The sequence below is a fragment of the Zobellia barbeyronii genome (assembly GCF_018603515.1).
GTDB classification, from domain to species: Bacteria; Bacteroidota; Bacteroidia; order Flavobacteriales; family Flavobacteriaceae; genus Zobellia; species Zobellia barbeyronii.
In genome coordinates this window covers 626,286-648,916 of record NZ_JACATN010000004.1, presented here as the reverse complement: position 1 = coordinate 648,916, position 22,631 = coordinate 626,286, and the positions used below count along the sequence as shown (strand labels likewise).

The following is a 22,631-nucleotide window of genomic DNA, read 5'->3' as shown; positions in this document are numbered from 1 at the left end:
CCTTATTTGAATTTAATTCTTCTTTGCTTTTTTCTTCTTTTTGATAATGCCAATTTCAGGACGAGGTATATCTTCTGAAGCTCCTCTCATAACGTAAGGTTCCCATTTTTTTTGGGCCTTTTGCCATTCTTGAAGTGTTTTTGTAGGATACCATGAAGGCCAGCCTGTACGGTTAAAATCGTAATTTTTTTGATTTTTGGCTACCCATTCATCGACCGTTGAAAAAGGGTTTTTATCTGGAAAAACGCCAATTGCTCTAAACTCTTCACTTACACCTTGGTCTTTGATGACATTGGTGCGCCAGTTTTGAAGTTCGGCCAGCAGCTCTTTTTTCACAGAGCTATATTCGGGGTTATCGGCTACATTGTCTACCTCAAATGTGTCTTTTTGTAGGTCATATAGCTCAATTTTGGGTTTTATTGGGGCAAAGAAGGCAGCTTGCTCGGCAGTAAGTTCTCCTTTGAGGTACATGATACTCATTTCGGTTAGTACGGGATAGGCGTTTTCCTTGTATTGGTTGTATTGTAAATACGGCCTTTCGGGCATTAAGTTTAGAATGAGTTTGTAATCTTTTGAACGTATGGAACGCATGGCATCATGGGTTTCGTCCATCTTATCACGAGCTGCAAAAGTGTATTTCCTATTTTTTATCTCATCACCTAAAAGATTTTTTCCATGTAAAGGTACTGGAGGGATGATGTTGGCTGCGGAAAGTATAGTGGCATCAATATCCAAAGACATAACTAAATCTTCATTTACTTGACCGGGTTTCACTTTTTCAGGCCACCGCAAAATCATGGGTATTCTGGTGCCACCGTCATATAAGAATTGTTTACCTCTAATATGGCAACGGCCATGGTCGCCAATAAAAAAGACAATAGTATTATCGGCAAGACCTTCATCTTTAAGTCGTTTTAACAAAGCACCTACTTCTCGGTCCACCAATTGCATTTGTTCAAGGCCGTTGGCCCAATCACGGCGAATAAAAGGAGTGTCGGCATAGTAGGGTGGAAGTTCAACATCTTTTATATCAATAGGCCTTTCTGGGTCACGGTTCCAAGACCGGTGGGTACCTCCAAAAGTAATCCTGGCAAAGAAAGGTTGGCCGGGTTCGCGGTCTGCCCAGTCATTGGTGTTCATAAAAAGTTCTTCTTTGGTGTCGGGAAAAAAATTCATATCGGTCTTCCAGCTCATCAAAGTGGTAAAATACCCAGCTTCTTCAAATAATTTTGGAATGGGTTTTATGCCATAGGGTAATGCCTGTTTGTTGTGCTCACGATGCTGGTTTGCTCCAATGTAGTTTTGATGGAAACCTGTCATCATTGCAGAACGAGAGGTTGAACAAACGGGTGAAGTTGTAAAAGCTTTGTTATAACGAATACCCTCTGAAGCCAATTGGTCTACATGTGGGGTGGAGATACCTTTTGTGCCGTAGCAGGATAAATCTGGACTCCAGTCTTCGATGGTAATCCATAGGATATTTGGGCGGCTGTCAACTGTTTCTGTTTTCGCTTTTTTAGAGCTATCTCCACAGGAGGAGAATATAAGAGAGCAAATACATAATAACGGGAGACCAAAATTTTTAACCGACAGAATCATAAAGGTTGTGAATTATATCTGATATCAAATAAAACCTAAATGCAGTAAAGCTGTGTATGTGTCTGTTTATGTGTTGTCTCTCTCTGTAAATTGGGAACCTGCTTTAGAATTACTCATTATAAAAGTCTGAAATAATATTTCTAGCCCCTTTTTGATAATCCCATAGATAATCACCGGTTACGTCAACACATTTTTGACTAATATGATCCGGAAGCACGGAAACTAGAGAGTATCCTATTTTCGATTTGAACATTTCTAAATGCTGTAGGTATTTTTCTTCTGTGATATCTTTTCATGATAATATGCTCGGAATAGACAGCTTTACCTTCCATATTCCAATGGTCCATGAAACGACCACCAGAACAAGGTTGTTCCATTCTTTGGGTCGTTCTCTTTCTACCACCATTTCACTGGCTTTCTTTTTTTGCTTCTCCGATTCAGTTTTTTGCTGAGATTGAATTGATGAGAGATTGAGAAAGGCTAGGACAAGAAAAAGGTAGTTCAGTTTCATTTTAAAAGTGGTTCTATTCTGTAATCAATTTTTGGATATCGGCATCAAATGCTTTGAACATTAGCAAATGGCCTTCTGCATTGGGGTGCAGGTAATCGGGCATAAGTTCTTTGTTAACCTTTCCATTTTCATCAACATATTCTGAGCTGATGTCTATATAATGGATTTTTGAATTCTTTTTTGGGAAGGAAGAAAGCAATTTGTTCGTTGCCTTGTTGATATTATCTCTGTGATTGGGTTTATAACCATAAGGAAGAATACCCATGAGGAGAATTTCGGTATTCGGTAGTTTTTGATTTAACAGGCTGCATATTTTGTAAATACCATCGGCCAGTTCTTCTGGGGTGCTTATGTTTAAATAATGGTTGCCGTCCGTGTTATTTGTACCTATGAGTATAACTGCAACTTTGGGATTTATACCTTCTAAGGTTCCATTTTCAATACGCCATATAACATTCTCGGTGCGATCACCACTAATGCCCATATCTACGGTGCGGTACTGGTCTAGGTACTTGGTCCAAACCTCTTTTCGGTCCTCTTCTTCCAAAGTGTGAAAAATAGAGTTACCCACTAAAATCAGTTCAGGGTCAGATTTAAGTCGACTTTTAATAGTCTCATGTCGTTGGTTCCACCATTCACCTTCTAGTTGAACGGATTGCGCTGCAGGGTTTTCCTTTGGTGAGCTAAGTTTGGCGCTAGCGCATGATATAAGTATACATGTAGATAAAAGGAGTAGGGCGTGACTTAATTTAATTTTTTTAACCATGATAGTTCAACTTGGTTTAGACTTTCTTTTGAATCGGGCCAATACCATTTTCCCAGTTTTCACTGCATTCCTTAAAAAGTATCGCTTTCAGTTTTTCGGTTTTTTCAGGATGCCCTTTGGCTAAATCATTTACCTCTCCATAATCATCAGGTAAATAATAGAGTTGAAAAATATCTTCCTTAAGATAGTATCTGAGCTTCCAACCTTCTTGGGTGACCAAAGCGGGACCCATTTTTGAAGAATAAACAGTATAGTTGCGCAATTTGGGCTTGCCTCCAAAAAGAGTTTTTGCATAAGAAATGCCATCTTTTTCCTTTCTCTGTGGAGTTCCTACAATCTCGGCAAGGGTATTTAGGAAATCATAATTACTGACCATTTGTTCGCTTACCGTGCCAGCCTTTATTTTGTTTTTCCAATACCAGAAAAGGGGAACACGTACACCACCTTCCCAATTATCACGCTTTTTTCCGGACATACCGTCGTTTCCATCAAAAATATCTCCTGCAACCCTACTGTTAAAGCGAGTAGTGATATTATCAAATTCTTCTCCTTTTACATTGACGTTGTTTTTTGAGGTACGCCCTTTTTCCGGATAATAGATTTCATGTCCATTATCCGAAGTAAAAACGATGATAGTATTATCCAAGATTCCCATTTCTTCTAGTTTGGCATAAATTCTACCCACATCGTCATCCAACATTTTTACCATAGAAGCATATTCTTTTTCCCATTGCGTTAAGTTTGGGTTGTTCTGTAATTCAGGATGTACCTCAGGAACCATAGTAGGACCGTGCGGCAACTGAGTGGGAAAATAGAGAAAGAAAGGTTTGTCTGTTTTTTTAGGATGATTGGCATCCATAAAACCCAACATTTTGTTCATGATAATATGCTCGGAATAGACGGCTTTTCCTTCCATATTCCACCGATTCTTAAAGTTTTCGGGAGAGTCGTATTCCGTGGTTTTGGCACAATCTACATGTGTATTCCCTGGGATGTCTACTTTTTTACCATCTTCAAAAAGAAACGGAGGATAAAATCCATGACAGCGGAGATGGTCATAATACCCAAAATGATGGTCCCAACCATGGCGTTCCATACGTTCAGGAGTAGTAGCGAACCCCCATTCTAATTTTCCAAACTGTCCTGTGGTATATCCTGCTTTTTGGGCAATTTCACCCAAGAATACTTCGTCCTTTTCGGCAGGAAGTGCCACCTCGTGTATTTTAGCCTTGATTTCGTCTAGGGTAAGTCCGTTATCCAATTCCTTATAAATACCAGCTTTTACAATGGTCATGGCATCACCTCCGTGGCAGTCGTGCATTCCGGTTAATAGGCTGGCCCTTGCCGGAGCACAATACATAGCGCCATAAGCTCTTTCAAACTGCAAGCCTTCTGAAGCCAGCTTGTCAATATTAGGAGTAGTTAGCATGTTTTGTCCGTAAGTGCCGAGCATGCCGCGCCCCATGTCATCCGCATAAATAAGAATAATATTTGGTTTTTGAACCTCTTTTTTCTGGGCCCAAGAATTAGGTAGGCTTAAAAGAATTAGAATGATATTAACCAGAAATTTTTTTGAGTAGCACATTGAATATTGCTGATTTATTGGTTTTAGACTATTTTGAGAGCATGGAATTTGGAGGCAGAGGTACTTCATTCATTGTTCGCCAAGTTACTAGTTCGTCAAGTAGGTTTTGAGCTGTTTTTGAATCCTCTTGGGCCAAGTTCTTAGTCTCCTTTGGGTCGCTCTTTAAGTTGTAAAGTTCCAGTTTTCCATCAGCTAAAAATTGGATTAGTTTATAATCTCCTTTTCGGATTACGGAACAGGTGCCGTTTTTGTATTGGCTGGCCAAATGCCAGAATAAGGGACGTTCTTTAAAACTGTTTTTGTCTTTTTGAAATAGGGGAATAAGCGATTTTCCATCAAGCTGCCCTTTGTAATCAATGTTGGCTGCATCCATTAATGTTGGAAAATAATCGGTAACGGAAATTGGAATCTTCGTTCTTCGGGCTTTTACCTTGCCGGACCAATGGATTAAAGCAGGAACTTTTATTCCGCCTTCATAAATTTCGCCCTTGGAGCCTCTTAAGTTTAAATTCTCAGAAGCAATACCATGATAGCCATTATCAGAAGTAATGATAATCAATGTATTTTCTTCTAAATTATTCTTTTTGAGGTATGTCATGATTCTACCAATATTCTCGTCCATAGACTGTACCATGGTAGCGTAACTGGCCATGCGTTCTTTGTTTTCACCTATGCCTTGTCCTGTTATGGGGTCACCTGGTTTTTCCATGTATTTATCAAAGAGCTCGTCGTTTCTATTTTTTATAGGACGATGTACCTCATAGAAATGAAGGTTGACCAAGAACGGGGCATTTTTATGGTCATCCATAAACTCAATAGCGTCGCTGGCAAGTCGGTCCGTAAGCCATTCGTCATCAGGTTTAGGTGAAATGAATGGATTGCTAAACGGTGCGCGATATCCTCCACGTTCGCTTTTGTAACCACCTTCTTCTAAAGCTGGGTCTCCGCGAAACGTGCCGCCAACATTTTTAATAAAGCCCCTCCCTTCCGGGTAATACTGTTTTACGGCTGGCGTCTTATGGTTTTCTACCCAAGTGAAATCTCCGGGTTGAGGTTGATTCAATTTTTGTTGGATGGGCCAGTCCATTGCCAGTTCTTTTTCTGGATATGGTCCCACAATATGCCATTTGCCTAAGTGAATGGATTTATAACCAGCAGTTGCCAGAGGTTCGGCATAAATAGGATGTTCTTTACCAACCGTCCACCTAGAGAATATGTTCTCTTGATCATCACCTCTCTCTAGTACGGGAACAGTGTAAACACCAGTTCGGAAAGATTGTTTTCCAGTAAAAAGAGCAGCTCTGGAAGGTGAGCATGTGGGATACATGTAGGCATTGTTAAATACCAAGCTCTCTTTGGCCAAAGCATCTAATGCCGGTGTCTCAAAATATGTTGAACCGTTAAAACCAACATCGGCATAGCCGAGGTCGTCCACAAGAACAAAAATGATATTGGGCTGCTTTTCTTGTGCCCAGTGGAATAAGGGACTCATCAAAAAAGTAAGAAAGTATACAGAACATTTTTTTGGAAATTTTGAACCTAGCATTTATTCCGTTTTTTTAGTGTACTTAATAGGTGTTATACGTTTACCCGTTTTGTAATCTAATCGCTTTCCATAATAGATATAGTTATCAAAAACCTCTCCTTTGCCTAATGTTCTAGGATCGCCCTGCGCAATGAGTTCCGTTTCCATTTGGGTACGAAGCTTTGCAATGCTACTACTGTATTCAGGTTTAGTAGCTAAATTATAGATGCAGTGGGGGTCCTTTTGAATGTTGTAAAGTTCGTTTTCCGGTTTCTTATCAAAATTCATCTCAAAGAAATGGTATTCTTCATCATCTGGATTTATGGAGGTGATGTAACTTTTTGTAGGAGAACCATCCGTATTCATAAAGCCATATTCCGGATTGCCAACAGGCCATCTTTCAGGTTGTATATTATGGACATATAGGAGGGAATCATTTCTAATGGCCCTAACGGGATAAGCAAGGTCAATTCCATCTTCGTTAGATCTGCCAACATCGTGACGTTCCTTACCCAAAAGGACATGGTCTCGGGCCGCATCAATCCTACCTGATTCTGCAGTAAAAAGTTGCTTTGTGATACTGCTTCCCGTCATTTGTTGATGAGGAATTTCTCCAGCTACTTCCATAAACGTGGGGGCAAAATCAGAAAAGCTAACGAAATCGCTCACGGTTCGCCCAGAAGTAATCTTTCCTTTCCAATACGCAATAAGGGGTATATGAAAACCTTCTTCATAAATCTGACCTTTTACCCTTGGGAAAGGCATACCATGATCAGAAGTTATAATTACCAAGGTGTTTTTTAATAATCCTTTTTTCTCAAGAGCTTTAATTGCTTTGCCCACATGGGTATCGAACCATTCCACTTCATTGGCATAGTCCAATAAGTCACCACGAACAACTTCATTATCTGGATAAAATGGAGGAACATTAGCTTCTTCTAGCCTTCGTCCTGCTTTTTTCCATGAATCTAACTCATAAAATCGATGCGGTTCTTTTGCTCCCAACCAAAAACAAAATGGAGTGCCTTTAGGATTATCGTTCAAGAAAACCTCAAAATTTGCAGCATAATCAATATCGGAAATGCCTTTGTATGGTGGTTTAACCTTAATAGCATTGTGCTCTGGGCCTGCAGGATTGTCTTTGGTGTCATATACTCCAGGTCCCCATCCTTTACCCGTATAACCTACGCGATAGCCCTTTTTAGCCAATAACTGCGGATAGGTTTTGAATTCTAGCGGAAAGCGACCGTTATGGTCTGCCGCTTCCTTAAGTTGCCAACTATACTTGCCCGTTAAAATACAGGCACGTGCTGGAGAGCATTTGGGGTTCCCGTTGTAAGCATTTTGAAACACGACGCCTTCTTTAGCCAAATTGTCTATTGCCGGTGTGTTGATAAACGTATCACCATAGGCGCCAAAACTTTTCATAGAGGCATCATCTGCAATACAGAAAAGAATGTTTGGACGCTCTGCTTTTGCAATAGGCTTTTGGTCCGCTGGGTTTGTTGTTAGAGCAAGTACTCCGGCAAGACTAAATTTGAGAATAAAGCCTAACATTTGGATGGTATATGTTATCATAATCCTGATTTTTTGATACTAGTGACCTGATTTTTTTAGTTATAACTTTTGGTGAAAATTAAGTTATGCCTTTTGTCACTAAGTTCAAAGGTATTTTTCAGGATGAGAATGATGTATCTATGCGTACAAAATATGTATTCTTCAATTCGCAAGTGAGCACAAATGCATATTACCGAATATGGTAAGAGCTAGTAAGAAGTTCCCTATGAAATATTACTGTCCTTACTTTTAGCCGAGTATTTACCAGGTGTGGTATGATACATTTCTTTAAAGAGTTTGCTAAAATGCGTTCGGCTTTTAAAACCGGTCATCGTATACACTTCATTGACGGATAATTCCGGTTGTTCTACCAGCAGTTCTGCCGCCTTTTTTAAACGGTACATTTTTAGCATCTCAAACGGAGTTTTATCCGTTAGTGCCTTTACTTTTTGGTAGAAATGAGTGCGATTAAGATAAAGTTGACGTGCAAATTGGTCCATATCTAGATTTTGATTATCTAAATTTTGAGCCATAAGGTGATAAAGCTTTTCAAGAAATGCATTATCATTTCTAATATTAAGGTTGTTATCCTTCGTAAGCGGAATACCAATCTTGAAACGCTCCCGCAGTCGCTTTTTGTTCTCCAACAAAGCTTCGGTACGTGCAACCAATTGGCGTGCGTCAAATGGTTTTTTGATGTATGCATCAGCTCCGTCTTTAATCCCTTGAATCTGATTTTCTATATCGTCCAACGCAGTAAGTAGAATTACTGGAATATGACTCGTTTTTATATCAGCCTTAATACGTTTGCAAAGTTCAAGACCGTTCATGATTGGCATTTGAATATCACTTATAACCAAATCTGGCCATTGGTCTTCCATAGCATCCAAGCATTCCCTACCATTCGTAAAAGTTTTTACTTTAAAAAATTTAGATAATACTTTTGATACATAAAGACGCATATCTAGTACATCTTCTACATAAAAAATCAACTTATCGGAGTAGTCTCCGCTTGTCTTTATTTTAGAGACTTCGGTTTTTGCTATTGTCGTTTCAGCATCAGAAACCTCATTTTCCGCAGTTATTAGTGTTTTTTCCTTTGTTGCTTGGTCATCTATAGATTCCTTTTTAACTACAGGAAGACGAACACTAATAGTGGTGCCCACGCCTATTTCGCTAAAGGCTTCTAAATAACCGTAATGCATTTCTACCAGTTTTTTAGAAAAAGCAAGACCTATACCCGAGCCCGTAGAATGTACACTTTCCCTTTTTCGGGACTGGTAGAACCTTTCAAAAATATGCGGTAGGTCATCATCATCAATTCCTCTTCCGGTATCGGTAACGGATACAAGAAGGTCTTTATCTTCACTAATAAACTTTATAGTAATAACATCATTGGCGCCCGTATATTTAAACGCATTACTTAATAAGTTGTTGAATATTTTTTCCAGCTTATCGCGATCTGCAGATACAACAATGTTGGTGTCGTCAGAAATAACTTGTAATCTCTTATGACTATTATAGGCCAAGTAATGAAAATCAGGTACAATAGTTTCTATAAATTCATTAAAATAGAATCTGGAATAATCCATTTCCATTAAATTGGCATCCACACGCTCAAAATCATGAATCTGGTCTATAAGGCGGCCTATTTTTTTAGACTGTCTAGCAACAATATTCAGTTTTTCTTGAGAATCAATATTATCCTTATAGCGTTCAGATAAGAGCTTTACCGGACTAGATATCAGGTTGAGCGGTGTTTTTAGTTCATGAGATATATTAGCGAAAAAGCGAAGTTTAGCTGCATTCACTTCCTTTACTTTATCTTTTTCTATTTGCTCTAATTGAATATTGTAGCGCAAAGACTGGTTCTTTATGATATAGAATAGAACAGTACCTAGTACCAAAATAGTAAGTAGGGCATAGATAACATATGCCAAAGGGGTTTTCCAAAATGGAGGTGAAATAATAATATCTAGGGTTTTGGTTGTAGTCCACTCACCAATGGAATTTGATGCGGCCACTTCAAGCGAATATTTTCCTGATTGCAGCCCATTATAGTTTATCATTCGTTGGTCAGACGTAGTCTGCAGCCAATCCAGGTCTATAGGTAACAACCTGTATTTTAAAAAATGATTTTCAGGTGATGCAAAGTGTAGCGAAGTAGCCTCAACCGTAAAAACATTCTCGTTGTATTTTAGATTTAAGGTCTGACCACTATGAAGCCGTTCAGAAAGTAAAACTCTTTTGTTTAAAGTGTCTTGTGGGAGTACGGTTTTATTGAAAACCTTAAAGTCACCAAAATGTAAGCGAGGTAAGGTTTCCGTATCCTTAATGATGTGGGGCATAAAATAGGAGAAGCCTTCAAGCCCTGCCAATACTAAAGTGCCATTGTTTAAATAGGCTGATGCATACCAGAAATCTTCAAATGGCAGACCGTCTTCTTTTCCGAACTTCCGAAACTTTTTTTCTTTAGGATAGAATTTGTTTAAATCAACATTGGTAGCAATCCATAGGTTGCCGGCGTTGTCTACATTTATACTTTTTACTACGTTATTGGATAAACCGTCTTTTTCGGTAAATGGAATGAATACGGGTTCTTTTTCGCTATTTTCTACCTTACAGATTCCGGCACCTTCTGTACCTATCCATAGATTGCCGTTTGGTGTTCTTGTTATGGCCGAAACGAAGTTATTGGGTAAACCACCTTCTTTCTTATCTCTCCTAAGATGCTTGATTTTTGCATTTTTTAATAAAGGGTCATCTTTAATTGATATCCTAAAAAGACCATCTTCTGCTGTGCCCACCCATATAAAATCTTGCTCCGGGTCTACATATACAAAACGAGCGAGGGTCATTTTGAAATTTTCAAAATACGGATTATCGTTTAGTGCCTCTATTTTAGTGACATCGCCTTGCCCATCTACAGATAATTTGTAAACACCCACTCTTGTGCCTAGCCAAATGTTGCCCTTTTTGTCTTCTGTAATCTTATAAGATTCTACTTGCGAAAATTCGGGTAAGGAACTTGTATCAATTAGTTGGGGTTTATCTTCATTAGGATTTAACCTAAAGTAACCCACTTTGGCCACTTTCATCCATGTTCTCTTATGAGAGTCTACATAAACTGAAGAAATTCTAGCCTTATAGTTTTCATCAAATGTAAAAGGTAGAGGTTCAAATCTACCTTCGTTTGTATTAAAAAGTGCAAGCCCTCCTTGATTTTTTGTCAGGTATACGTTCTGGTCATCTAAAGGCGAAATTTGAATTAAATGCCTATCGCTTACGCCAAATTCAAATGGACTTTCACCTTTAAATTCTTTAAATGGATTTTTTTTGAGGTCAAATCTAAATAGACCTTTATCATACGAACCAACCCAAAATCTATTATTGGATGTTCTTTGAAAACAGCTAATGCGCAGTTGTTTATTTTGAAATTTAAATATTGAATAATCTATGTCTGAACCTTCAGTAAGGCTTTTAATATCATTAATGCGAATTGCACCCTTATTCAATGTTCCCAGCCAAAGATTATTATGGTGGTCAAAACCTGAGCTATTGAAATTTTGTGAGGGTAGAAGATCGGTTTTTACTATTTGGTAATCGTAGCCGTCACCCAATTTAGAGTAAGATAGAATGGCAGCCCCTTTTTTTAATGTAACCAGAAACGTAGTTTCATCAATACGCATAATAGACTGGCAGTTGCTTATGTCATTAGAAACTATTTTAGTGAATTGGTGGTTTTTTAGATTGAAAGAAAGCAGACCTACGGACGTAGCATAAAGATAAGTGCTGTTGTCTATAATCATTGATTTATAAAATTCAACGGCACCGTTACTATAAAAGGCAGTGGGTGAATATTCTCCCTGCAAAGTATAGTCATCGTTAAAAACTAAAATCCCATACTTTTCTGTAGCGCAGAGAATTATTCCTTCTTTTTCATTGATGATAATATCTCTAACCACAGGTCCTTTAACTCCTTTTTTGGCAAGTTGATTAGAGTAAATGTTAATAAATTTCTCCAAGTTGTAGTTGTACAAGGATATCCCCTCATCGGTACCGATCCAAATGTTTCCTTTGGAATCTTCTTTGAGCGATCTAATACGGTTACTTACAAAAACAGCATCGCTCAGGGTGTTTTTGATGGTTTTAAATTCATATCCATCGTAACGGTTCAGACCTTCAAAAGTACCTACCCAAATGTAGCCTCTTGAATCTTCAAGAATGGCGGTGACCCCATTGTGTGCCAAACCATTAGAAATCGTATAGTTTTGAGAAAACTCAAGGTCGCTTTCTTGAGCAAAAGTGCAGAGAAAGAAGAAGATACATGAAATTGTTATGTAAACTTTTTTGGACATGAAATCAGAAACGGATTTAGTACCTATGGGTATATTTGAAATAGATTTTCAAGGTAGTAAAAAAACTATAGTTGATGTTTGACCCGCTCTTTATTCTAGGTTAGTTTTAGCTAAAATTAGAAGTATTGCTGTGTTTTTGTTTTATTGAAAATCAGCTTTATGTTTGATTTCCATGGTGTTAAGTTGATTAAAGTAAGTAATTTAGGATAACTTTTCTTTTAGCACATTTTCCATATAATCCATATGGTTTAATGCTTTTTGAGTAAAATTATAAAGACTGAGGCTACGATCTAAATTTTGGTTTTCGTAGGCAACTTTATAATAGACATTGTTGTTTAGGTAATCCGTTAAAGCACGTATGCCATGTAGAAAAGGCATAAGAACGGCACCCCATGGCAAGGTTTCAATTTCAGCCTTGGTCAAGAAAGAACTGTTAATTGCCAAACCATCTATAAAACCTTCAAACAAATCTTTATCAAAAATAATTTTACTGTGGTCCTGTTCATCTTCGGCAGCGGTGTTGGCTATAGTGCGTACGGCATCACCAAAATCATAAAGAAAATAGCCTTTCATAAGCGTGTCCAAATCAATTAAGCAAAGTGCCTTATTGGTCTCTTTTGAGAAGAGAATGTTATTCAATTTGGTGTCGTTATGACAAACTCTAACAGGTAATTCTTTGAAATTTAGAGCAGTAAGCTTTTCTAAAACCTCATTGGTAAAAACAATCGCTTTCTCTGCAATTTCTAATTTCTCCGGAGGCGCAGTTTTAAGGGCAGATTTAAATTGGTCTTGGCGTAGCGTTATATCATGAAAACGAGGAATAGTATCCACGTAATCATCTAGGTCAGCTTGTTGTAAAAGAGAATTGAATTTGGCAATGATTCTACCTGCTTCAAAAGCAATACTGGTGTCCTCAGTGGTATTGTATGCCGTGCTCCCATCAATAAAAGTCATAAGACGCCAATGGTTTCCGGTAGGGGAAATGTAATGGCTGTCTCCGCTTTTAGGAGATACTAGAGTTATTTTACTATAATCGGTGTCCTCTAAATATTTAAAAGCTTGTTGTATGTTGTTCATCAACCCTTTTACATCTGTAAAAACAAGGTGATTTACACGCTGCAATATATATAGTGGAGTAGAACCATCGTATATCAAAAAAGTATCATTGATCAAACCGTCTGTTAACGGTTTGATCAAGTACTTTATTTGGGGCACAGAAAAATGCCCTAATAGTTGATTAAGTTGTTCGTTTGAATAACTACTCATTATTTTATGGCCAAAGAGGAGAAGGGTATTTACCTGCATCGGTTTTTCCTTGCAAGTCAGCTACGGCTTTTTCTCTATCGCTGGCGTAAGTTACTCCAAACCAATCGCCACCTGATGGTACAACTTTTACTTTTATTTCTTTGGCCTGTAACATTTCTTGAACCATTTTTGGAATGTAAAGTTCACTTGTTACGGCTAAGTTATCGTCAGCTAGAAATTTTCTAAACTCACTTTCAATTTTATCAAAAATAGAAGGTTGGCATACCCAGAAGTTCATGCTTACCTGCTCTTCACCTGTATATTCGTTACCAGAATCAAGGTCTAATACTTTACCGTCTTTTGGTTCAAGTTTTAGACGCTCATCAACAGAAACTAAATCATCTCCGTCTACCTGGCAAACCCCTCTTGACACAGAACCATGTTCTGACAAGGTGTTTTTTAAAGTATACCCAACAAGGGCAAAAGTATCATCGTTATTATGCTCACGTGCAAAATCAGCAGCATTTGCATAAGCAGATTGTCCGTAGAAATCATCAGCATTCAATACTGCAAAAGGACCATTAATTACGTTTCTAGCTGTCCAAACTGCATGTGCTGTACCCCAAGGTTTTTTACGTTCGCCTGAAAAAGAACATCCTTCTGGTAAATCTGTAATTTCTTGTGCCAAAACATCTAACTTGATGTTCGCAGGTATTCTTGGTCTCAAATGGTCTTCTGCCAAAGAAACATTTTCCTTTTTAGTAATAAGAACAATATGGTCAAAACCATTTTTCAGGGCATCGTAAATACCGAACTCCATTAAGAATTCGCCTTTAGGGCCTAAATCGTCAAATTGTTTCAATTTTCCGTATCGGCTACCGCTACCAGCGGCCATTAATAATAAGGTCATGTCTTTAAGTTTTTAAGAGTGGCGCTAAAATAAGGTTTTAACATGAAAACTTGTAGGTCATTTCTATTTACATAACAATTTATTGACATCTTGTTGATTGCAAGGTAAACGTACGTCTTGAGATAAGAAATGGTGGTTTTTGTGCTAAAATTGGGATTAGAGAGGGTATGGAAAGTTTAAATACTATTAAAAGTAATGGAGTGTGAATCTAAAATAACATTGACTAAGAAAGTAATTTTCGGCTGTGTTGGAATTAATTTATAAGTCGGTTTTGAGTTTCTTTGAGAATTTCAATTACCCTTTGTTTTAGACTTTGAGGCTCAATAATTTCAGCATAATCCCCAAACATTAAATACCATCTAGGAAAGCCATGAACCAAATCTGAAGTCATAAAGTTCATGAGAACCTTGTCTTTTTTGATTTCTTCGGAAACGAACCCATATTGTTTTCTTCCTGCGGAAATGTAACGGGCAATACTTTTGTCAACAGAAATTGTAATCTTGGTTTTTTCTCTTTCCGGCTGTTTGTTCAAGTGGTCATCTAACATTCCGTGTTCTAGTGTGAAGATTTTCTCTGTTCTAGAAATTCGTAACATTCTATCCGTTCTAAACTGTCTATAATCTTGTCTGAAGTGACAATAGCCAAGTACATACCAAAAGTTATTCTCATGAAAAAGTCCTACAGGTTCAATAAAGCGGTCGGATGGTTTTTCTGAATTAAGGGATTGATACTTTAAGAAGACCTGCGTTTTATCTGCAATACTTTCAAATAGAATTTCTAGGGCATTGGGTATGTTTTCATCAAAAGGTGTTTGAGACGGATCAATCAGTACTTGTGCTTCTAGAGTTGAAATCCAATCTTTTTCCTTTCCTCTTAAAACCGACTTTACCTTGTACATGGCGGATTTATGATGAGAACCTAAAGAAGTGTCGGTGAATTTTTCCATCAATTTTTCAGCCGCCACAAAACTCCCAGCCTCTTCACGGGTAAACATTACGGGGGGTAAACGATATCCTTCCATAATAGAATACCCAACGCCGGCTTCGCTGGAAATAGGTACGCCCGATGCTTCCAATGAGCGGATATCTCTATAGATGGTGCGTAAGCTTACATTAAAACGATCAGCCAATTCTTGCGCTTTTACTATACGTTTTGATTGCAGTTGAATTAATATAGCTACTATGCGGTCAAATCTATTAATGGTGTCCAAGCCCATAAGAGTGCGGTATATATTCCAAAGATAAAACTTCAGAGATTGACCTGAATAATATCGGAATTTCATTTTTTAGCTGTTAATGTATCTTTTTCAAATACAAAGAAAAGAGCAAGTGGTGACAACAGCCTGTCAATAGATATTTCTAATATTAAGCTCTTAAAGATGAATCTCTGACCACTAACGTGGTTTTAATTTCAACCGTTTTAGTGATGACATCGTTTGAAGGATTTTCAATTTCCTCTATGAGATATTTTACGGAGGTACGACCAATTTTGTCGCCAGGCTGGTCTACGGTAGTTAGTTCAGGTTGAATAATTTTTGAGTTTGCCGAATTACTGAACCCTACTACAGCTATCTCTTCAGGTATTTTAACTTTGAACTTGTTGAGCGCTTTTATGGCACCAATAGCAGCGTTATCTGTAATTGCAAAAATGGCATCTGGCCGTTTTTTCATACTCAAAAGAATATTGGTCAAGCGCCTACCGTGTATAAGCGATATGTCTTCTGTACTTAAGATTATCTTTTGCCTAATTTTAATTCCGTGGTGTTCCAAAGCACGAAGATAGCCCGCATAACGCTTTTCGGAATTGTATGAATTCTCCGTTTCTTTAATAATAGCTATACGCTCTTTGCCTAATTCTATAAGATGCTCCACGGCGTTAAAAGCAGCCTGTTCTTCATCAATAACTATCTGGGTACATGGTATTTTTTGGGATACTTTGTCAAACAGTACTATAGGCACTCTATTTAAAGTTTGGAGAACATCATCTACCTTAGTTGTTCTTCTAGAAAGAGACATTAGAATACCATCAACACCAAATTGTGTCATGGTGTTTAGCATCTCTGTTTGTTTTGCCTCATTATTGTTGGATTCTGAAATAATAATACGATATCCTTGTATTTCGGCTTCTTCTAAAATGCCCTTTAGAATAGTGGAAGTGAAGTAATGAGAAATATTAGGGACCACTACTCCAATAATATTTGTTTTCTGAGACCGGAAGCTTCTGGCAAACAGATTGGGTGAATAATTCATTCTACGGGCCAAGTCCTTAACATTTTGCTTTGTTGTTGCATTAATATCTGGATGATCGTTAAGCGCTCTAGAAACTGTTGATATTGATAGGTTTAGTTCTTTGGCCAATTCCTTTAAAGTAGTGTTATGTCTCTTGCTCATAATTTAAAAGGGTATTGATTTTCAGCGATATGCGAATTTTTTTAGGATAAAATTATGAATTGCAAACGTTTGCGGTAACGTTTGCATAACAAATTTGCAATTTTTTTGTCGAAATAATATGATATTCCGATAGTTTTGGTCCTGTATTAACAAATTAATAACAACTCAAGTTCACTCAATTTAAAAAACTACAATTATGAAAAAAGTAATTTTTGCGGTAGTCGGTCTTCTTCTAGGTACTGGAGCATTTGCCCAGACTGGAATTTCCGGTACTATTACGGACAGTGCAGGGGAACCTATCCCAGGAGCGAATATTATAATAGCAGGTAGTACTTCTGGGACAACATCAGATTTTGATGGTAACTATACATTCTCAACAGACCTAGAAGGCAGTCAAGTATTAAGAACTTCATATTTAGGATTTACTACCCTAGATAAGCCAGTAGAATTAACTGGAGCAGATGTAACGGTAAATTTTGTGTTACAAGAAGGTGGTCAACAATTGGACGAGGTGGTTTTAACCGCTTCTAGTACGTTCAGGTCTCAGAAGCAGGCGCCGTTGTCTATTAGTTCTGTAAAAATGGCAGAGATCACCAAACTATCGGCCAATAGTCAGGCAGATATTTTGAGAAGTGTACCTGGTATCACCGCTGAAGGTGGTGGTGGTGAAACCGCAACTAACGTGTTCGTTAGAGGTTTACCATCTGGAGGTCAGTATGTGTTTAATCCATTACAGTATGATGGTATGCCACTAATGAGCACATTTGGTTTAAACTCTTCTGCGCATGATGTTTATGCCAGACCAGATATTGGTTTTAAAGGTGTTGAATTTGTACGTGGTGGTTCTGCTATCTTATATGGTGCGGGTTCTGTGGCCGGTATCATTAACTATACAAGTAAAACGGGTGATACCAATCCTGGTAACATTGTAAACCTGGAAGTTGCCAATATGGGACGGTTAAAAACCGACTTTTACAGCGGTGGCCAATTGGGTGGTGAAGATTCTAATACCTACTATGCTTTTACTGGATTTGTAAGACACGATCGTGGGCCTATAGATACAGGTTTGCCAACAAAAGGGGTTCAGTTTAGAGCTAACATTAAAAAGAAATTTGACAAAGGTTCGTTTACGGTACATGGTCAATTCATAAATGATAAAGCACAGTTCTACCTTCCATTACCTTTATCAGGTGGAAGTAGAGAGCGTTTGGCAGGAAATGACGGAGAAGCTGTAGAGCAATTATTAACAGGGGAATTGGCTAACACTTCTTTCATTACGCCAGGAGGAACATATAATAGTCCAATTGCTGATGGTGTTTCTACAACTGGTGGATATCTTTTAGCTGATTTTGATTACAGATTTCAAGATGATTTAAGATTCAAATCAAAAGTAAAATATGCAAATTATAAGCATAATTTTGCCTTGTACGTTGGTGGAAATGGAGACAATGGAAACCCAATTACTTTAGATAACTACGTAGCTAGTATTGCTCCTGATAATCAAGGATACACGGCACGTTACCAAAGTGGTAATCCTAATTCACAAATAAATGGTTCGGATTTGGTTATTGATAACCTTCATGTAGACCGTTTGAGACCAATGACAGATTATTCTGGGGAAGCCTCTTTGACTAAAACAATTGAAGCCTCAAATGGAGGAAGTCATAACGTAACCTTAGGTACATTTATAGCTCGTACAGAAGCAGAAGATGTAAACTACCAGTACCGTGTTTTATCGGAATTCAATAACGCTCCTAGATTGGTAAACTTAAACTATGCTGATGCAGTTGGTGGTAATGTAGTTTATTCAGAAGGTGGTTTGTATAACCGTATCGGTCAGACGGCAAATAACTTTTTATCTCAAAACAGATTGGCATTTTACCTAACGGATGAGATGATTTTTGACAGATGGCGTTTTGATGTTGGTTTTAGATATGAGCATACAGATGGTGAAAATGCCAAAGGTGGAATAACAAGTGCAACAGTTTATGATAATCCTGAGTTGACTACAGCATTAAGCGATGTGCAAACAGCTGATGGAAGCTTTATCAGATCTTCTATAGAAGCTTCAGGTTGGGCAGTATCTTTTGCCGGTCTTTATGAATTGACCGATGCAACAAACTTGTATGCTAACTTTTCTAAAGGATATTTCTTTCCGCAAATAAGAGGTTTTGCTCCGGTAGCTGGTATTTCTGAAAACGCTTACGATCCAGAAAATATCATTCAGTTTGAAGCAGGTGCTAAATTTGGTACTTCTAAATTCTCTGGTTCTGTTGCTGCTTACTATGTAGCTTTAAAAGACAGAATAAAAATACAACAAGCTATTGTTGGAGGGCAGTTAATTGATGAGACACGTTCTGAGCAAGATACTAGAACAATTGGTGTAGAAGCTACTGCAGATTATGAAATTGCTAGCAATTTTAACCTTCGTGGAAACCTAACATACCAAGGTCACGAAATTACTAAAAACACAGATTTTGACTTAGTTAATGGTACGTCTACAGAAGCAAATGTGGGTAATAAATTAGCAAGACAGCCTAACTTATTAGGTTCTCTTGGAGCTTATTATGACAACAGTAAGTTTGATGCCAACTTTGGTGTAAACTATACGGGTAAGAAATATGCTTCTGATGTTAATGATATAGAATTAGACGCTATTCCAATCGGTAGATTGGGTGCAGGTTATACTTTTGGTAAGCCAGAAGAAAACCAAACAGTTCGTTTAGGTTTCTCCATCTTCAACCTTTTTGATAGTGATGGTATTACAGAAGGTAACCCAAGAGCGGGTGCTGCCGGACAAAGCGAAACTGACTTCTTTGTTGGTCGTCCTATTCTTCCAAGAAGATTCTTCTTGACAGCGACTTTCAATTTCTAAAAACGGTTTGAGTTAGTGCGAGTTTAGTTAGTTTTTAAATCAAAGACACATTGGTGGTGGCTTACCGCCAATGTGTTTTATCCTTATGTACGTTATGAAAGAAAATATAATAAATAGGGCAATTAACGTTTTAGACGCCAATTTTCAAAAAGGCGGTTTTACTATCCCTAGTAAAGGACTTTATCCGTTTCAATGGAAATGGGATAGCGGTTTTATTGCAGTAGGCCTAGCCCATTACAATATAGATCACGCAAAAAAAGAAATAGAGACTTTGTTGAATGCGCAATGGGATAATGGTTTTATACCACACATTGTTTTTCATACAGATGATGATTCTTATTTTCCAGGTCATGATTTTCACAGGTCAGACTTGCATCCGCTTTCGTCAAAAAAATATAAGTCTACAGGAATGACCCAGCCCCCTGTTACTGGGTTTGTTCTCCAAGATATGCTACGCATTGTAGATGATAAAGAAGATATGCTCAATTTTATAAAAGGGCAGATAGATAAGGTGTATGATAACCATGTATATTTTTACGAAAACCGTGATCCACAAAATGAAGGTTTAGTATACATCTATCACAACTGGGAATCAGGTACCGATAATTCTCCTGTATGGGATGATATTTGGGATACAATGAATCCACCAGAATATACTTTTGAGCGAAAAGATACAACCCATGTAGATGCTTCTCAACGCCCATCAAAAAGAGAGTATGACCACTATCTATACATTATAGATATTGCAAAACAAAATAACTACGATGATGCTAAAATAGCGGAGTTGTCCCCATTCTTAGTGCAAGATCCTTTATTTAATGCCATGCTCATTAAATCTAATAAAGCTTTGATGGAGCTTTACGAATTGTTTGGTGGCAATGAAGATAAAATAGCATATCTGAGAAAGAATCAAGAAAGAAGTATTGCTGCTTTCAACCAGAAACTATGGGATAAGGAATTGGGTGCGTATGTTCATTATGATATGCGAAATGATAAGCCTATCCGCCATGTTTCTTCTTCTTCATTTTCCCCTTTATTTGCCGGTATTCCAAATAAAGAAAGAGCTGAGGTACTAGTAAATACTATGATGGACCGCTTTGGAGGTGATGATAAGTATTTATGTGCATCGTTTGATCCTACAGATGATCGTTTCAATCCTAGAAAATATTGGAGAGGTCCCGTTTGGATTAATATGAATTGGATGCTATACCGTGGATTGAAAGAGTACGGGTATAGGGAAATTGCCGCGCGGGTTAAAAACGATTCAATTGAACTTGTTGAGCGCGATGGCTTTTTTGAATATTTTGACTGTAGAAAAGATACTGGCGAAGAGGCTAGAAAAGGTTACGGTGGCGATAATTTCTCTTGGACTGCCGCGCTGGTAATAGACCTTCTTAAAAGTTAAGGTATTAAGAATTTTTTTGAGAACAAGAAAGTCTAAGTGTTCGTGCAGCCAACTTGTTTGGTTCACGTTAATTAGTTGCTAGTTGTTGAGCTATTCTGTTCTCATTTGACTCAAAATGGCGGTAAATTGTAATGTGTTGTTCAATTTCCGCCGTGGAGAGTCTATCTTTAATGAAGTGTAAGATATTTCTGCTATATTTTAATTTTTAAGGTAATTACATAGCAGGTATATACCATATTCTGTTCATAGAACAAGGAATAAAATAGGAGACCAAACCAAAAGAAAAATTACTCATGAATTATATAGATTATATCATAATCGTCGTTTACCTAGTCGGTTTCTTGGGATTGGGTTTTTTGTTCAAAGACAACAATACCGGAGGAGATTATTTTCTGGGAGGCAGAAAAACGTCATGGTTGCCTTTGAGCCTTTCGGCAATGGCAACACAACTTTCTGCTATCAGTTTTATTTCGGCACCAGCCTTTGTAGGCCTCAAAGCCGGTGGAGGTATGCAATGGCTTACCTATGAATTAGGTGTGCCTTTGGCAATGGCTTTTTTATTAATTGCTGTACTACCTACTCTATATAAATCCGGAATTGTTAGTGTTTATGAATATCTAGAAACACGTTTTGATGCTTCATCTAGATTACTGATCAGCTTCGTTTTTCAGATAAGTAGATCGGTAGCTACCGGTGTAATGGTGTATACCATGGCATTGATTCTTCAAGCTACTATTCAGATGGATTTTTGGATATCCATTTTGATTATCGGCCTTATAACCATGGTTTATTCCTACCAAGGAGGAATGAAAGCCGTTATTTGGGGCGATGTAATTCAGATGAGTATTCTCTTTATCGGTATTATCATTTGTCTTTTTTACGGTTTTAGTGAATTAGGCGGTATAGACAATTTTCTTACTCATGTAGACAGAGACAGGATTACCGCTGTAGATTTCAGTAAATGGGGTTTTAATAATGCAGATGGTAATGATGAATTTGGTTTTTGGCCAATGGTTATAGGGGGCTTTTTTCTATATGCTTCTTACTACGGAACAGACCAGACGCAGTCACAACGGTTGCTATCTTCTAGTAGCATGCCCAATCTTAAAAAATTAATGATGGCCAACGGCCTACTTAGGTTCCCCTTTACCTTAACCTATTGTATTATGGGACTTGTTTTGGGTACGCTTCTAGTTCAAGATGCTAGTTTTCAAGAGCAGATGGACTTAGTTTATCAAGCCAATATTTCTTCTTTAGAGGGAAAAAAGGCTGATTTAATGGTGCCTGTCTTCATTATCAAATACTTGCCAAATGGCGTTATTGGTATATTGATTGTTGCAATTATGTCTGCAGCTATGTCCACATTAAGTTCTACGGTTAATTCACTTTCAGCAGTTACTATGGAGGACTTTGTAAAGCGGTTTCATCCTAATATGCCGGATAAAAAGTACATGACGTACTCAAAACTGTTATCTATCTTTTGGGGTCTTGTATGTTTATTCTTTGCTTTTTTTGCTGGAAATATAGAAGGTACGGTTATAGAGGTTATCAATAAAATAAGCTCTGTTTTCTACGGCCCAATTTTGGCTGCCTTTATTCTGGCAATTCTTACTAAGAGAACACATGCGCTTGGTGCCAATATTGGAATCGTAGTTGGGGTATTGTTTAATATTTACCTTTGGTTATATGTACCGCAAATCTTTTGGTTCTGGTGGAACGCGTTGGGTTGTGTAGTTACTATTGTGGTAGCTCTTGCGGTTAGTTATACTGTAAAAAGAGAAGTTAATGAGGGTCTAGAGGTTGTATATTATTCAGGTAAAAAAGAGGTTGCTATCTTACTGGCCTATTTTGTTGCTATAGTATTATTTAGTATTTCTTTGCCTAATATTTTGAACTAAAATAAGC

Annotated in this window: 15 protein-coding genes; 3 read left to right on the top strand and 12 right to left on the bottom strand. The window is 37.7% G+C overall.

Features of this window, described 5'->3' with window-relative positions:
- Nucleotides 1-12: 12 nt before the first annotated feature.
- The 12 genes from HW347_RS15340 to HW347_RS15285 form a co-directional block, all read right to left on the bottom strand.
- Complete coding sequence (locus HW347_RS15340; RefSeq protein ID WP_214612631.1) at nucleotides 13-1,599, bottom strand: sulfatase family protein; 1,587 nt, start codon at nucleotides 1,597-1,599, stop codon at nucleotides 13-15.
- 109 nt (nucleotides 1,600-1,708) lie between these two features.
- Nucleotides 1,709-1,852 (bottom strand): hypothetical protein, encoded by a 144-nt coding sequence (locus HW347_RS15335; RefSeq protein WP_214612630.1) that lies wholly within the window; start codon nucleotides 1,850-1,852, stop codon nucleotides 1,709-1,711.
- A 39-nt stretch (nucleotides 1,853-1,891) separates the two neighbouring features.
- Nucleotides 1,892-2,110 carry a hypothetical protein gene (locus tag HW347_RS15330; RefSeq protein WP_214612629.1) on the bottom strand — a complete coding sequence of 73 codons (219 nt, stop codon included), beginning with the start codon at nucleotides 2,108-2,110 and terminating at the stop codon, nucleotides 1,892-1,894.
- A 13-nt stretch (nucleotides 2,111-2,123) separates the two neighbouring features.
- Nucleotides 2,124-2,876, bottom strand: coding sequence for a GDSL-type esterase/lipase family protein (locus tag HW347_RS15325; RefSeq protein ID WP_214612628.1), 753 nt, complete (start codon nucleotides 2,874-2,876; stop codon nucleotides 2,124-2,126).
- A 16-nt stretch (nucleotides 2,877-2,892) separates the two neighbouring features.
- Entirely contained in the window at nucleotides 2,893-4,461 is a 1,569-nt protein-coding gene (locus HW347_RS15320) for an arylsulfatase (protein ID WP_214612627.1), read from the bottom strand.
- 28 nt (nucleotides 4,462-4,489) lie between these two features.
- A complete protein-coding gene (locus HW347_RS15315) occupies nucleotides 4,490-6,007 on the bottom strand; it encodes a sulfatase (RefSeq protein WP_225901942.1) in 1,518 nt (505 codons plus the stop codon).
- A complete protein-coding gene (locus tag HW347_RS15310) occupies nucleotides 6,008-7,564 on the bottom strand; it encodes a sulfatase family protein (protein ID WP_225901941.1) in 1,557 nt (518 codons plus the stop codon).
- Between the two features lie 203 nt (nucleotides 7,565-7,767).
- On the bottom strand, nucleotides 7,768-11,901 hold the full coding sequence (locus tag HW347_RS15305) for a hybrid sensor histidine kinase/response regulator transcription factor (protein ID WP_214612626.1): 4,134 nt from the start codon (nucleotides 11,899-11,901) through the stop codon (nucleotides 7,768-7,770).
- Nucleotides 11,902-12,102: 201 nt separating this feature from the next.
- A complete protein-coding gene (locus tag HW347_RS15300) occupies nucleotides 12,103-13,167 on the bottom strand; it encodes a phosphotransferase enzyme family protein (protein WP_214612625.1) in 1,065 nt (354 codons plus the stop codon).
- A 4-nt stretch (nucleotides 13,168-13,171) separates the two neighbouring features.
- Complete coding sequence (locus HW347_RS15295; protein WP_214612624.1) at nucleotides 13,172-14,056, bottom strand: nucleotidyltransferase family protein; 885 nt, start codon at nucleotides 14,054-14,056, stop codon at nucleotides 13,172-13,174.
- 253 nt (nucleotides 14,057-14,309) lie between these two features.
- Nucleotides 14,310-15,272 (bottom strand): helix-turn-helix transcriptional regulator, encoded by a 963-nt coding sequence (locus tag HW347_RS15290; protein ID WP_214612783.1) that lies wholly within the window; start codon nucleotides 15,270-15,272, stop codon nucleotides 14,310-14,312.
- 148 nt (nucleotides 15,273-15,420) lie between these two features.
- On the bottom strand, nucleotides 15,421-16,446 hold the full coding sequence (locus tag HW347_RS15285; RefSeq protein ID WP_214612623.1) for a LacI family DNA-binding transcriptional regulator: 1,026 nt from the start codon (nucleotides 16,444-16,446) through the stop codon (nucleotides 15,421-15,423).
- 196 nt (nucleotides 16,447-16,642) lie between these two features.
- On the opposite strand from HW347_RS15285, the gene HW347_RS15280 reads away from it, so the two are divergent.
- From HW347_RS15280 to HW347_RS15270, 3 genes are all read left to right on the top strand, one after another.
- Nucleotides 16,643-19,321 carry a TonB-dependent receptor gene (locus HW347_RS15280; protein ID WP_214612622.1) on the top strand — a complete coding sequence of 893 codons (2,679 nt, stop codon included), beginning with the start codon at nucleotides 16,643-16,645 and terminating at the stop codon, nucleotides 19,319-19,321.
- 94 nt (nucleotides 19,322-19,415) lie between these two features.
- Complete coding sequence (locus HW347_RS15275) at nucleotides 19,416-20,726, top strand: amylo-alpha-1,6-glucosidase (RefSeq protein ID WP_214612621.1); 1,311 nt, start codon at nucleotides 19,416-19,418, stop codon at nucleotides 20,724-20,726.
- Between the two features lie 293 nt (nucleotides 20,727-21,019).
- On the top strand, nucleotides 21,020-22,624 hold the full coding sequence (locus tag HW347_RS15270) for a sodium:solute symporter (protein ID WP_214612620.1): 1,605 nt from the start codon (nucleotides 21,020-21,022) through the stop codon (nucleotides 22,622-22,624).
- Nucleotides 22,625-22,631 lie beyond the last annotated feature (7 nt).